Source organism: Micromonospora sp. 4G55 (assembly GCF_016803375.1).
On sequence record NZ_JAEVHN010000126.1, the window covers coordinates 1 to 12,822 of the forward strand.

The 12,822-nt window shown below is 74.5% G+C and carries 14 protein-coding genes and 2 pseudogenes; 10 read left to right on the top strand and 6 right to left on the bottom strand.

Going from position 1 to position 12,822, the window contains the following annotated elements; genetic code table 11:
• Positions 1-1,234, top strand: a 1,234-nt coding sequence (locus JNW89_RS13400; protein ID WP_238449186.1) for an aldehyde dehydrogenase, incomplete at its 5' end; no start/stop codon positions are given.
• 60 nt (positions 1,235-1,294) lie between these two features.
• Here JNW89_RS13400 and JNW89_RS13405 read toward each other — a convergent pair.
• Positions 1,295-1,717: a ChaB family protein gene (locus JNW89_RS13405; protein ID WP_238449187.1), complete on the bottom strand. Its 423-nt coding sequence runs from the start codon at positions 1,715-1,717 to the stop codon at positions 1,295-1,297.
• Between the two features lie 147 nt (positions 1,718-1,864).
• Between JNW89_RS13405 and JNW89_RS13410 the strand changes: the two genes are divergently transcribed.
• The 4 genes and pseudogenes from JNW89_RS13410 (at position 1,865) to JNW89_RS13425 (ending at position 4,216) form a co-directional block, all read left to right on the top strand.
• A complete protein-coding gene (locus JNW89_RS13410) occupies positions 1,865-2,848 on the top strand; it encodes a YihY/virulence factor BrkB family protein (protein WP_238449188.1) in 984 nt (327 codons plus the stop codon).
• Between the two features lie 58 nt (positions 2,849-2,906).
• Positions 2,907-3,323: a DUF2795 domain-containing protein gene (locus tag JNW89_RS13415; protein ID WP_154938983.1), complete on the top strand. Its 417-nt coding sequence runs from the start codon at positions 2,907-2,909 to the stop codon at positions 3,321-3,323.
• A 52-nt stretch (positions 3,324-3,375) separates the two neighbouring features.
• The gene (locus tag JNW89_RS13420; RefSeq protein ID WP_238449189.1) at positions 3,376-3,837 is read left to right on the top strand and encodes an SRPBCC family protein; all 462 of its coding nucleotides are present in this window, start codon (positions 3,376-3,378) and stop codon (positions 3,835-3,837) included.
• 115 nt (positions 3,838-3,952) lie between these two features.
• Positions 3,953-4,216, top strand: a pseudogene (locus tag JNW89_RS13425) (hypothetical protein).
• Positions 4,217-4,264: 48 nt separating this feature from the next.
• On the opposite strand, the gene JNW89_RS38740 reads toward JNW89_RS13425, so the two are convergent.
• A complete protein-coding gene (locus tag JNW89_RS38740; protein ID WP_375155088.1) occupies positions 4,265-4,792 on the bottom strand; it encodes a sugar MFS transporter in 528 nt (175 codons plus the stop codon).
• 143 nt (positions 4,793-4,935) lie between these two features.
• A pseudogene (locus JNW89_RS38745) lies at positions 4,936-5,478 on the bottom strand (sugar MFS transporter); the annotation flags it as partial.
• A 129-nt stretch (positions 5,479-5,607) separates the two neighbouring features.
• Between JNW89_RS38745 and JNW89_RS13435 the strand changes: the two are divergent.
• Positions 5,608-5,820, top strand: coding sequence for a hypothetical protein (locus JNW89_RS13435; protein WP_238449190.1), 213 nt, complete (start codon positions 5,608-5,610; stop codon positions 5,818-5,820).
• A gap of 148 nt (positions 5,821-5,968) precedes the next feature.
• Here the strand turns inward: JNW89_RS13435 and JNW89_RS13440 are convergent, their stop codons facing one another.
• Positions 5,969-6,430: a hypothetical protein gene (locus JNW89_RS13440; RefSeq protein WP_238449191.1), complete on the bottom strand. Its 462-nt coding sequence runs from the start codon at positions 6,428-6,430 to the stop codon at positions 5,969-5,971.
• A 165-nt stretch (positions 6,431-6,595) separates the two neighbouring features.
• Here JNW89_RS13440 and JNW89_RS13445 point away from each other — a divergent pair, with 165 nt between their 5' ends.
• Positions 6,596-6,964, top strand: a complete 369-nt coding sequence (locus tag JNW89_RS13445; RefSeq protein ID WP_238449192.1) for a DUF6401 family natural product biosynthesis protein — start codon at positions 6,596-6,598, stop codon at positions 6,962-6,964.
• A 68-nt stretch (positions 6,965-7,032) separates the two neighbouring features.
• Here JNW89_RS13445 and JNW89_RS13450 read toward each other — a convergent pair whose 3' ends face one another.
• Positions 7,033-7,908: a hypothetical protein gene (locus JNW89_RS13450; RefSeq protein ID WP_238449193.1), complete on the bottom strand. Its 876-nt coding sequence runs from the start codon at positions 7,906-7,908 to the stop codon at positions 7,033-7,035.
• 201 nt (positions 7,909-8,109) lie between these two features.
• Here JNW89_RS13450 and JNW89_RS13455 point away from each other — a divergent pair, with 201 nt between their 5' ends.
• The 3 genes from JNW89_RS13455 to JNW89_RS13465 all read left to right on the top strand — a co-directional run bounded on the left by JNW89_RS13455 (position 8,110) and on the right by JNW89_RS13465 (position 12,347).
• Entirely contained in the window at positions 8,110-10,236 is a 2,127-nt protein-coding gene (locus tag JNW89_RS13455; RefSeq protein WP_238449194.1) for a SpoIIE family protein phosphatase, read from the top strand.
• A gap of 42 nt (positions 10,237-10,278) precedes the next feature.
• Positions 10,279-10,992, top strand: a complete 714-nt coding sequence (locus tag JNW89_RS13460; RefSeq protein WP_238449195.1) for an HAD family hydrolase — start codon at positions 10,279-10,281, stop codon at positions 10,990-10,992.
• Between the two features lie 68 nt (positions 10,993-11,060).
• Positions 11,061-12,347 carry a sodium:proton antiporter gene (locus JNW89_RS13465; RefSeq protein ID WP_238449196.1) on the top strand — a complete coding sequence of 429 codons (1,287 nt, stop codon included), beginning with the start codon at positions 11,061-11,063 and terminating at the stop codon, positions 12,345-12,347.
• On the opposite strand, the gene JNW89_RS13470 is transcribed toward JNW89_RS13465, so the two are convergent.
• Positions 12,306-12,822, bottom strand: a 517-nt coding sequence (locus JNW89_RS13470) for an ATP-binding protein (protein ID WP_238449197.1), incomplete at its 5' end; no start/stop codon positions are given. The two genes, JNW89_RS13465 and JNW89_RS13470, sit on opposite strands and share 42 nt — an antisense overlap.

Below are 12,822 nucleotides of genomic sequence, written 5' to 3' on the forward strand. Positions count from 1 at the left end.
GGCGCTGCACCGGGCCGCGGACGCGCTGGCCGCGGCGGCGGACGAACTGGCCGGGGCGACGACGGCGGAGATGGGCAAGCCACTCGCCGACGCCCGGGGCGGTGTGGAGGCGGGCATCGGCACGCTGCGACAGTACGCCGAGTTGGGCCCGGTGCGGGGCGGGCGGACGCTGCACGGCGGCGCGCACGCCATCGACTTCATGGCGCCGGAGCCGCGCGGCGTGGTCGCCGCGATCACCCCGTGGAACGACCCGGTGGCGGTCTCCTGCGGGCTGCTCGGCGCGGCCCTGGTGACCGGCAACGTGGTGCTGTACAAGCCGAGCGAGCGGACCCCGGCCACCGGCTGGCTGCTGGCCCGGATCCTCGACGGCGCCCTGCCGGCCGGGGTGCTGTCCCTGCTGACCGGCGGTGCCGAGGTGGGCGCGGCGCTGGCCGCGCAGGAGGTGGACATGGTGGCCCACGTGGGCTCCACCGCCACCGGCCGGGCCATCGCGGCGGCCTGCGCCCGGACGGGTGCGAAGGCGCTGCTGGAGAACGGCGGCAGCGACCCGCTGATCGTCGACGCCGGGGTGGACCCGGTCTGGGCGGCCGGGCAGGCGGCGATCGGCTCGTTCGCCAACGCCGGCCAGATCTGCGTCGCCGTCGAGCGGATCTACGTGCACCGGGACGTGGCGGAGGACTTCGCCGACGCGCTGGTCGAGCGGGCGGCGGCACTGCGGATCGGCCCCGGCCGGGACCCCGCGACCGAGCTGGGCCCGCTGGTGGACCGGCGGCACCGCGACCACGTGCACGGCCAGGTGACCGCGGCGGTGGCCGAGGGGGCGACGCTGCGCACCGGGGGGGTGCTGCCGGAGGGGCCGGGGGCGTTCTACCCGGCGACGGTGGTCACCGGTTGCCGGCACGAGATGACGCTGGTCCGCGAGGAGACCTTCGGGCCGGTGGCCCCCGTGGTGGTGGTGGACTCGTTCAGCGAGGCGTTGCGGTGCGCCGCCGACTCTCCGTACGGGCTGGCCGGCACGGTGCTCACCGCCTCGATGAGCCACGCCCAGCGGGCCTGGCGGGAGCTGCCGGTGGGCACCGTCAAGGTGAACGCGGTGTTCGGCGGGGCGCCGGGCGGCGCCGCGCAGCCGCGCCGCGGCAGCGGCCAGGGCTTCGGGTACGGCCCGGAGCTGCTCGACGAGTTCAGCACGGTGAAGACGGTGCACCTGGAGGCCCCCGGCGGCGGCCACTGGTGAGCGGCAACGCGGGAGCCCGGGACCGTGTGGTCCCGGGCTCCCGTGCGTCGTGCCCCCGGCTCAGCGACCGCTGCGGGCCTTGGACTTCTCGCGGGCCTCCGCGGTCTGCCGGTTGTTCTCCTTCTCGATCGCCTTGACCAGTTCCGGCTTGGTCATCCGGGACCGGCCGGGTACGTCCAGCTTCTTGGCCACCTCCATCAGGTGGTCCTTCTTGGCGTTGGCGTCCACGCCGCCCGCCGTGGGAGCCCGTCGGGCCGGTCCGCCACCCTGCGCCTGGCGGTCGCTGGGTCCCTTGCGTCCCTTCGGCTCCCAGTGGTCGCCGACCTTCTCGAACTCGTGCTTGACCGCGGCGAACGCGGTGCGGTGCGCCCGCTCGCCCTCGCCGTACGTCTCCACCGCCGAGTCGTGCGTCTTCTCCCAGGTGCGCTGCGCCTTCTTCGGGGAGCGCCGCAGCGTGCTGGGCAGTACCTCGCGCCCGGGCATCTCGTCCTCCTCCGCGTCGATGTCTGCGTATGAACGGTTCCCCGGGCCCTGACCGGCAAACTCGCCCGCCGGGTTTGTCGATTTCCGGCACCGGGTACCGGCGGGGCCAGCGAGTGCCGGGTGCGCCGGCGGGGACGGGAGCGGGCGATGGCAGCGACGACGGAGCCGACCGCGGTCGCCGGTGGCCGGGACGGCCTGCGGGTCCCCCGCCGGGTACGCCAGCTGAGCTGGTCCACCTGGCGCGGGGTGCTGGTGCGCAGCGGGCGCAACTTCGTCAAGGACAACTGCGCGGACTGGGCGGCGGCGCTGACCTACTACGGCGTACTCGCGCTCTTCCCCTCCACCGTGGTGGTGGTCGCCCTCGTCGGCCTGGTCTCCGACGGCGAGCGCACCGTCGACACGGTGCTGGGGCTGGCCCGCGACATCGGCGCCGGCTCGGTGGTCGCCAACGACGGCTTCGTGTCGGTGGTGCGCACCGTGGTCGACCAGCAGAGCGGGGCGAAGGTGCTGCTCAGCTTCGGTCTGCTCGGCGCGCTCTGGTCGGCGTCCGGGTTCATCGGCGCGTTCACCCGGGCCTCAAACGCGATCTACGGGGTCGAGGAGGGGCGGCCGTTCTACCGGTTGCGCCCGCTGCAGATCGGCCTGGCGGCCGTGACGCTGATCCTGCTCGCCGTGGTGGCGCTCGGCCTGATCGTCAGCGGGCCGGTGACCGACGCGGTGGGCGATCTGCTGGGCGCCGGCGGGTTGGCCCGCACGGTGTGGAGCGTGGCCAAGTGGCCGGTGCTGGCGCTGGTGATGATGACGCTGCTGTCCCTGCTGTTCTGGATCGCCCCGAACGTCCGGCAGCCGAGGTTCCGCTGGCTGACCCCCGGCGGGGCGGTGGCCCTCCTCTCCTGGATCCTCGCCTCCGCCGGTTTCGGCCTGTACGTCGCGAACTTCGGCTCCTACGACGTCACGTACGGCAGCCTGGGCGCGGTCATCGCCTTCCTGGTCTGGCTCTACCTGTCCAACTGCGCGCTGATGTTCGGCGTGCAGATCAACGCCGAGCTGCAACGGGGTCGGGTGCTCCAGGCGGGGGCGGAGGATCCGGGCGAGCCGGTCCTGCCGCCGAAGGCCCCCGCCGATTCGTGACCGCGTGCCGGGTTCGGCGTTTCCCGGGGGCTGCCAGGGGTAGCACCACAGCATGGAACTGGAACGTGGCAGCAGCAAGCACGGACCGAGGCTCGACGAGCAGATGAGCCAGGAGGTCGCCGGCCTGGTCCAGGGCCCGGGCACCGGGGGCTCGCGCGCCGAGGAGTTCCGCGAGCCCGAGCCGGCCGGCGAGGACCAGCCGGGCGCCACCACGGCGCCGGCGGGTGAGCTGCGCAGCGGCGCCCCGAAGGGCATGAGCTCTCGGGACGTCGAGGACCGCAGCCGGCTCGGGCGGTTCATCACGATGACGGCCCTGCCGGGCGACCGCGAGAAGCTGATCGCCAACGCCCGCGAGAACCAGGCGCCCGCAGACCTCATCGAGGAGCTGGAGCGGCTGCCCGACGGTACGCGGTACCGCACCGTTTCCGAGGTGTGGGCCGCACTCGGTCACAAGAACGAGACGACCCGCTGGTGACCGGATCGGCCCACGATCCGGACGAACACCGGCGGCCAGAGGAGGAATGGTCATGAGCGGCGTTACCGAGCACGTGGACGTCTCCGTCCCGATCCGCACCGCGTACGACCAGTGGACCCAGTTCGAGGAGTTCCCCCAGTTCATGGAGGGGGTGCAGGAGGTCCGGCAGCTGACGGACACGATGACCCACTGGACCGTCGACATCGCCGGGGTCAAGCGTGAGTTCGACGCCGAGATCACCGAGCAGCTCCCCGACGAGCGGGTGGCCTGGAAGTCGACCGGCGGCACCCAGCAGGCCGGCGTGGTCACCTTCCACCGGCTCGCCGAGGGCAGGACGCGGGTCACCCTGCAGATGGACTTCGAGCCGCACGGCGTGGTGGAGAAGGCCGGCGACAAGCTGGGTGTGGTGGACCGGCGCGCCAAGGGCGACCTGGAGCGGTTCAAGCAGTTCATCGAGCGCCGCGGCCAGGAGACCGGCGCCTGGCGGGGCAAGGTGGACCGCCCGCAGCCGTGAGGCGCTCCCCCGGAACTCACGCATCCGATGGCCGCCGGTGGATCCGGCGGCCATCGCCGCGTCCGGGCCCGCCCGCCGGCCGTTTGCGATCATCCACCCCGGGTACGCCAAGGGGATGACGGAGAACGACGACAGGGTGTGGCGGGACGAGCAGAAGACCCCGCTGAGGGAACTGGACCGGGCGATCGCCCGCTCGACCATCGACGGGCAGGCCGACGACGTCACCGGCAACGACGCCGGCGAGGAGGCCGCCTTCGGGCACGGCCCCGAGGCGGTGGACCGGGGGCGCCGGGCCGCAGGCCGAGCGGCGGGAGATGACCGACTCGGAGCGCGCGTACCGGCCGTCCACGACCGGCCGACCGGCCCCGACACGCTCTGAGCCACGAGACCCCCCGGGCGGGACCCGCCCGGGGGCGGACGTGTCCCCTCAGCCGGTGACGGCCACCGACCGGCGCCCGGCCAGGGCGTGCACGAGCAGCAGCAGCACCGCCAGCACGGTCAGCGCCGGCCCCAGCAACGCCACCGACGTGTGCCCGAACAGCACCCCGAGCCCGCCGGGGATCAGCGCCGCGCCGAGCCCGGCGGTCCCGATCTGGACGCCGATGGCGCGGTCCGCGTGCGCCGCGCCGACCCGCTCCGGGGTGGCGAGGGTGAGCAGCGGGTAGACCGGGGCGGCGGCGAAGCCCACCAGGGCCAGGCCGGCCACCGCCACCCAGGCCGGAGCGGGCAGCGCGATCAGCAGGGCGCCGGCCGTCATGCCGAGCAGGCTGCCCCGCAGCACCCGACCGACGCCCATGCGCTCGGCGACCACGCCCTGCACGACCCGCCCCACGAAGAGGCTCCCCCAGTAGCCGGAGACGCACAGGCCGGCGGTGGTCGCCGACAGGCCGCGCCCCTCGGTGAGCAGCAGGAACGCCCAGAGCCCGGCGCTGATCTCGATCGCCACGTAGAGCATGAAGGCGAGCGCGCCCAGCCAGACCGCCGGCAGCCGCAGCGTCTCGCCCACCGGCACCGGCCCGGTCCGGCCACGACGGGTACGGCCGGGCCCGCCGGCCGCCAGGCCCGTACGGTCAGCGCGAAGGCGGTGGCCAGGGCGAGCTGCGCGGCGGCGACGAGCCCGTAGCCCCAGCGCCAGCTCAGCCCGGCGCCGAGCGCGCCGGTCATGATCAGCGGGCCGAGCGCCACCCCGAGGCCGAAGCAGGCGTGCATCCAGGTCATGTGCCGAGGGCCGAACGCCCCGGCCGCGTACGCGTTGAGCCCGGAGTCGACGGCGCCCGACCCGAGCCCGAGGACCAGCGCGCAACCGATCATCAGGGCCAGCTCCGGCGTCGAGGCGTACCCGGTGAGCGCCAGGCTGGCCAGCACCGTGCTGCCGGCCAGCAGCCGACCGACGCCGAGTCGGGCCAGGGTGAAGCCGGCGAGCACGCTGGAGGTCAGATACCCGACGGTGCCCGCGGTGAGCACCAGCCCGACCGCCTCCGTCGGTACGCCGAGGTCCGCGCGGATCGACGGCCAGCCGACCCCGATCAGCCCGTCGGGCAGGCCGAGGCTGACGAAGGCGAGGTAGGCGAGCAGGAGCAGGGAGGCGCGGGGCGGGGTGACGGACACGGGGGGCCATCCTGCCGTACCCGCCGAGAACACTTGCAGCCGGCGACGACTTCCTCCGAACCGGCAAAAAGCAACGCCCGGACGGGCAGGAATGCGGACAGCCCATCCAGAATCGGCCGATCGGGTGACGGCAACCGGGGGGTGCCGCGTCAGACTTTCGGGATGCAACAGGGCTCCGGCATCCTCACCCCACGTCAGCGGCGTCTCGCCTGGCTCGGCTTCCTGCTCGCCGCGCTCCAGGCCCCGGTCTCGGCCAAGCTGGTCGCCGACGACTCCTGGCTGTTCAGCCTCTGCGTCGCGCTCATGGTGGCGACCGTCATCATCGCCGACGACACCAGCCGGCGTCGGCCGGCCGACGCGTCGTCGGCCGACTGACACCCACCTGACGGGCGGCCCCGCGACACCTCGAACGGCGGGGGCCGGGGTCAGGGGGTCGGGTCGGGGAAGTTGCGCTGCGGGCAGGTCGCCGGCGGGGCCGGTCGACCCGATGCAGGGCGTACGCGGTCAGACGGTGCTGTTCGCGTCAGTCCCGGGGTGAGCCGGGCTCGGCGGGGCGGGCCTCGTGCCCGGGCCGGCCCTGGGTCCGCCGCCGCTCCTTCATCTCCGCCTCGTAGAGGTGGCGGCGGCCGTCCACCAGCTGGTCCCGGGCGGCGCGGTCCAGCTCGCGGAAGACCCGGTAGTAGTTGTCGTCGAAGTCCTCGACGATCTGGAACGTCCACCGACCGGCGATCACGTTGCGGCCGAGCAGCTCGGTGCGGACCCGCTCCGCGAGGTCCTCGTGGCCGGCGGCCCGCAACTGCGCGACCGCGTCGTCGAGCATCAGGTCGGCGTGCCCGATCAACTGGTGCAGCGAGTAGAGGTGCCCGCGCGCCCGCTCCACCGTCTCCAGCGCCTCGCTGAGCTTGCCCAGCGCGGCCACCGTCTCGTCGGTCACCCCGTCCGGCCGGCGGTGCTGCCGGTCCGGGCCGTCGTCGTGCTGTCCCATCCGTCCCCCCAAGGTGCCGGCTGCGCCCGTTCGCGCGCGGTTCTCCTTCTGCCCACCCTCCGCCGGGTCAATCCCGGCGGAGGAGGGCGGCCGACCGGAAGAGGCCCCGGGACCGGCCGAGCGGCCGAGGCCGCCCGGGCCGCCGGGTGACTAACCTCGGTCCCCATGCGTGTGCCGTACTCCCAGGTCGCGAACCGGACCGCCGCGAACGCGGCGCGGTCCGCCCTCGCCCTGCTCAGCGCCTCGGTCGGCGCCGCCGGTCTCGCCGCGGCGGCCGCCAACCCCGGCCTGCTCGCGATGGTCGACCAGCACGCGGCCGCGGTACGCGACAGCCTCGACGGCGACCGGCGCCCGCTCACCCCGGCGGCGCTGGTCGGGTACGCCGACGGGCTGCGGGCAGCCGCGCTGGAGCACGGCATGACCCCGCCCACCGGCGCGGTGGACTGGACCGAGCCGGACTGGCTGCGCATCCGCCTGCTGGCGGTCTGCGCGCTGGCCCGCACGCTCGACCCGCGTCACCTCGAAGCGGCCTGACCCCACCGGCACACGACGGAGGGGCGTCCGCGCCACGCACGGACCCCCTCCACCGGTACGCCTCCGACTCAGGTCCCCGGACGGCGGAACTGCTGGGTCTCCTCGCCCACGTTGCCGGACTGGTACGTCCCCCGGCTCCCGGCCGCCGCCCTGGCCTCCTCGGCGCTCGCCATGGGCTGAACGCGCTCGCCGCCCCGGTCGGCCATCTGCCGGTTCATGTCGCCCCGCCCGGCCGCCTGAGCCTGGCGGTGCACCTGGATGGCCCGCGACTCCTCGGCCATCCGGTCCAGCCAGCGGTCCCAGCGGCTCTGCATCGGCTTCACCAGACCACCGCCGACGCCGACGATCAGGATGCCGGCCACCGTGGCGAGCACCGCGATCAGCACCGGCGTGGTCACCGTGGTGGCGACGCCCACCTGGTTCAGCGCGGCGATGATGCCGAGCGCCAGGATGAAGACCGCCGTCAGGTCGCCGAGGATCCGGCCGTACGAGAGGCCGCCCAGCGCGCCGGTGACCAGGTCCCGGACGGCGTTGGCGATCGCGGCCGCCACGACCACGATGACGATGGCCACGAACGCGCGCGGCAGCCAGGCCACGACGCCCCGGATCAGGTCACTGATCGCGTTGGGTCCCCACACCCCGAAGGCGAACTGCAGGGTGAACAGCAGGACCGCGTAGTACGCGAGCTTCGCCAGGATGTCACTGGCGTCGTACTTCGTGCGTTCCAGGGCCCGTTTGATGCCACCCCGTTCGACCGCCCGGTCGAACCCCACCCGTTCCAGTACCTTGTCCACGATTTTGAGTACCGCTCTGGCGATGATCCAGCCCACCACGAGGATCGCGATGAACGCGATCGCCCTCGGGATGAAGAGCAGCACCGACCTCCACATGTCGGCCACGGCGTCGCCGATGTCGGCCTGCCTGACCGCAAGGGTTTCCGGCATGATGTCCCTCCTGTCGCATGGACTGCGCCGGCCGGATACCCGGTCGCTTCCCGAGCACGCCGCGACACCCGGGATCAATTTCCCGACATGTCCCCCTAAACGGCTCCTGACCTGCCCTAACATCACCGCCGCCGGGCCGTCCGGCACGGTCGGGGGGCATGATCCAAACCTCTGCGCGACGCTCCGGCTAGGCTGCGTGACATGCCAGGCACGGTCGGGCGAGTCCCCACGCCACCACCCGCCGCCCCCGGACCGGCCCCGGTCTCGCAGGTGGCGGCGGCCGTGCTCGCCCACCCCTGGGCGGGCACCCCGCTCGGGCCGCCCCAGCGGTGGGACCCGGCGGTGCGCGCCCTGGTCGACGTGATCCTCTCCTCGCCGGTGCCGATGGCGCTCTACTACGGCGACGAGTTCGTGCTGCTCTACAACCAGGGCTACTCCGAGCTGATCGGGGACCGGCACCCGGATGCCCTCGGCCGGCCCGCCGGCCAGGTCTTCGCGGACCTCTGGCACACCCCCGGGGTGGGCGACGTGATCGAACGGGCCTACCGGCGGGGCGAGTCCTTCCTCCAGCGGGAGTCGATGCTGCCGGTCGACCGGCAGCTGGCCGCCACCGGCGACCACGCCGTCTTCACCCGCGGCCACTCGCCGGTGCGCGACAGCACCGGCCGGATCGTCGGCGTGCTCACCGTGGCGGCGCAGACCACCCAGCTCACCCAGCAGTTGCAGAGCCTCAGCGACTTCGCCGCCGCGCTCTCCGGCACGCTCACCCTCGACGACGTGGCCCGGGTGACCCTGCGCTACGCGCTGCACTCCTTCGACGCGGACCGGGTGACCTTCGCCGTCGACGACGGCCCCGGCTGGCGGACGGTCCGGCGCATCCGGGGCGAACTGCTCGACGAGGCCGACGAGCGGCTGCCTCCGCTGTGGCGGCCCACCGCCGCGGACTCCCCCGCCCCGGTGGTGATGACCGCGCGCAGCGGCGTGCCGTACTTCGTCGGCGACGGCGAACCGCTGCGGGCGAGCGCGATCGACCGGCACGACCAGAAGATCCGCTCGCTGGCCGCGCTGCCGCTGCGCTCCTCGGTGATCCGCGGCGGCCTCGCCGTCGGCTACCGGACGCCGCACGGCTGGTCGGCGGCGGAGCGGGCGCTGCTGGCCGCCTCGGCGGAGCTGGTCGGCCAGGCGGCCGAGCGGGCCCGCCGGTTCGAGACCCAGCACGGCACCGCCCAGCTGCTGCAACGCAGCATGCTGCCGGAGCGGCTGCCGGCGCTGCCCCGGCTGCGCATCGCCGCCCGGTACGACCCCGGCGTCGACGGCAACGCCGCCGGCGGTGACTTCTACGACGCCTTCGTGCTGCCCACCGGCGACCTGGGCGTGGTCCTCGGCGACGTCGCCGGCCACGACGTGCAGGCGGCGGCCCGGATGGGCCAGGTACGGGCGGCGCTGCGCGCCCTGGCGCTGGCCGACCCGCGCCCGGACGCCGTGCTCACCGGGCTGGACCGGCTGGTGGCCAGCCTCGGCACCGAGACCGGCACCCAGGAGCTCTTCGTCACCGTGGTCTTCGGCGTGGTGGACGCCGACCGCGGCGAGATCACCCTGGCCAGCGCCGGTCATCCGCCGCCGCTGATCCGGCGCTGCCACCCCGACGGCTCGGCGACGGCCGCCTTCGTCGAGCTGCCGGCGGGCGCCCCGCTGGGGCTGGGCTGCCGGCCCCGTACCGCGACCGTGCCGTTCCAGCCCGGGGACACCCTGCTGCTGTACAGCGACGGGGTGGTCGAACGGCGGCGGCAGAGCCTCACCGCGGGGCTGGACGTGCTGGTCACGGCGGTGGCCGGCGCGGCCAGCGGCGACCCGCGCGCCCTCTGCGCGGTGGCCACCGGTGCGGTGGACGGGGCGACGGAGGACGACGTCGCGGTGCTGGCGGTGGAGCACGCGGTGAAGCCGAGCCGCTCGGCGAGCATGGAGATGCCGGCCGAGCCGACCGCGCCGAGCCGGGTGCGGCACTGGCTGACCGGGCAGCTGACCGACTGGCGGGTGCCGGAGGCGGTGATCGGCGCCGCGGTGCTGTGCACCAGCGAGCTGACCACCAACGCGCTGCTGCACGCCGGCACGGCCGCCCGGGTGGAGATCGACCTGAGCCCGGAGCGACTGCTGGTGTCGGTCGCCGACTCGGGCACCCGGGGCACCGTGACCCGGGCGCAGACCGACACGTTGAGCAGCCGGGGCCGGGGCCTCGGCCTGATCGAGCAGCTCTCCGACGCCTGGGGCACCGACCCCACGGTCCGTGGTTCGACGGTCTGGTTCGAGATCCTCATCCCGACGGGATGAGCACGGGCGTCAGCGCCGCCCGAGCGGGGTAGGAGGACGCCCATGAGCGCAGAGAGTCCCTCCGGCGTCCTCTTCGACGTCGACGGCACGCTGGTCGACACCACCTACCTGCACACGGTGAGCTGGTGGGAGGCGCTGCGGCAGGCCGAGCACCCGGTGCCGATGTCGCTGATCCACCGGTCCATCGGGATGGGCTCGGACAAGCTCCTGGACCACCTGCTCGGCCCGGAACGGGATCGGGCCGCCGACGGCAAGCTGCGCGACGCGCACGACAGCCTCTTCGCCGAGTACTGGGAGCGCCTCGCCCCGCTGCCCGGCGCGGCGGACCTGCTGCGCGCCTGCGCCGCCCGGGGCCTGCGGGTGGTGCTCGCCACCTCCGCCGCCGAGCACGAGGTCGGGGCGTTGCGTGCCGCGCTGGGCGCCGACGACGCGGTCGACACCGTCACCTCGTCGGCCGACGCGCAGCAGAGCAAGCCGGCGCCGGACATCCTGGTGGCCGCCCTGGAGCAGGCCGGCCTGGACGCCCGGCGGGTGGTCTTCGTCGGCGACTCGGTCTGGGACGTCGCCGCCGCCGCCAAGCTCGACATCCCCTGCGTCGGGCTGACCTGCGGCGGCACCAGCCGGGGTGAGCTGGCCGGGGCCGGCGCGGTCGCCGTCTACGACGACCCGGCGGCGCTGCTGGCCGGGCTGGCCGACTCCCCTCTCGTCACACCGAGGCGGACGTCACCGCGGGACAAGCCGGACACCGAGGCTTAGCCCTCCGGAGCACGGGGCACAGTCCCCACCTCGCGCGCGGGCGCGGGCGAGGTGCGAGAGGTGGTGCCGTGGAACCGGTCGATGTCGCGTTCGCGCTGGTGGGCGTGGGCGCCCTGCTGGCCGGGATCCTGCCCCGGGTGCTGGAGCGCCGCCCGCTGTCCATGCCGATCGCGTTCCTCGGGCTGGGCATGCTGGTCTTCCTGCTGCCCACCGGGCTGCCGTCACCGGACCCGCTGGCCCATCCGGACCTGACCACCCACCTGACCGAGATCGGGGTGATCGTCGCCCTGATGGGTGCCGGTCTCAAGATCGACCGGCCGTTGAGCTGGCGGCGGTGGTCGTCCACCTGGCGGCTGCTGGCGATCGCGATGCCGCTGTGCATCGCGGCGGTGACGCTGCTCGGCTGGTGGTGGGCCGGCCTGGTGCCGGCCGCCGCGCTGCTGCTGGGGGCGGCGCTGGCCCCGACCGACCCGGTGCTCGCCGCCGACGTGCAGGTGGGCGAGCCCACCGACGTGGAGGACTCCGAGGACGAGGTCCGCTTCGCCCTCACCTCGGAGGCCGGCCTGAACGACGGGCTGGCCTTCCCGTTCGTGTACGCCGCCATCGCCATCGCCACCACCAGCCTCGCCCCGGCGGACTGGCTCGCCGACTGGTTCACCGTCGACGTGCTCTACAAGCTCGTCGTCGGCGTCGGCGGCGGGCTGCTCGTCGGCTGGCTGCTCGGCAAGCTGTTCTTCCGCGCCCCCAGCGAGCTGCGGCTGGCCCGGCACGCCGAGGGCTTCCTCGCCCTGGCCGCCACCTTCCTGGCGTACGGGCTGGTGGAGGTGGTCGGCGGGTACGGCTTCCTGGCCGTCTTCGTGGCCGCGCGGGCGATCCGGGCGGCCGAGCGTACCCACGAGTTCCACTCGGTGCTGCACGACTTCGCCGAGCAGATCGAGCGGCTGCTGACGGTGCTGTTGCTGCTGCTCTTCGGCGGCGCGGTGATCGACGGTCTGCTGGCGCCGCTGACCTGGCCGGCAGCGGCGGTCGGCCTGGCCCTGCTCTTCGTGGTCCGGCCGCTGGTGGCCTGGCTGTCGCTGCGCGGCGCGCCCGGCCGACCGGCCGAGCACTGGGTGATCTCGCTGTTCGGCATCCGTGGCGTCGGGTCGTTCTACTACCTGGCGTACGCCACCAGCAAGACCGACTTCCCCCAGGCCGACCTGATCTGGGCGACCGTCGGGCTGGTGGTGGTGGTGTCGGTGGTGGTGCACGGGATCGCCGCGACCCCGGTCATGCAGCTGCTCGACCGGGCGGGCGAGCGCACGAAGGAGCCGTCAGAGCGGGGCGAGCCCGCACTCGGCGGCGTCCGGGGCTGACCGCGGGGCGGGCATCGCGGCCGGCGCCGGCAGGTCCAGGTGCACCCGGACGGTGGTGCCACCGTCCACCGCGCGGATGTCGACCAGGTCGCAGAGCTGCTGCACGAGCAGCAGGCCGCGTCCCCGCTCGGCCGACGTCGAGGCCGGGATCCGGCCGGCGAGCGGGTCGGTCAGCGTGCCGTGGCTGCTGATCTCGCAGACCAGCTCGTCCGGCGCCGCCACCCACCAGCGGGCCGTGGCCGGCCCGCCGGCGTGGGTGATCGCGTTGGCGGCCAGCTCGGTGACGGCGATCCGCAGGTCGTCGACGCGGTCGGCGGGCAGTCCGGGGCTGACCGCGGGGCGGGCATCGCGGCCGGCGCCGGCAGGTCCAGGTGCACCGGACGGTGGTGCCACCGTCCACCGCGCGGATGTCGACCAGGTCGCAGAGCTGCTGCACGAGCAGCAGGCCGCGTCCCCGCTCGGCCGACGTCGAGGC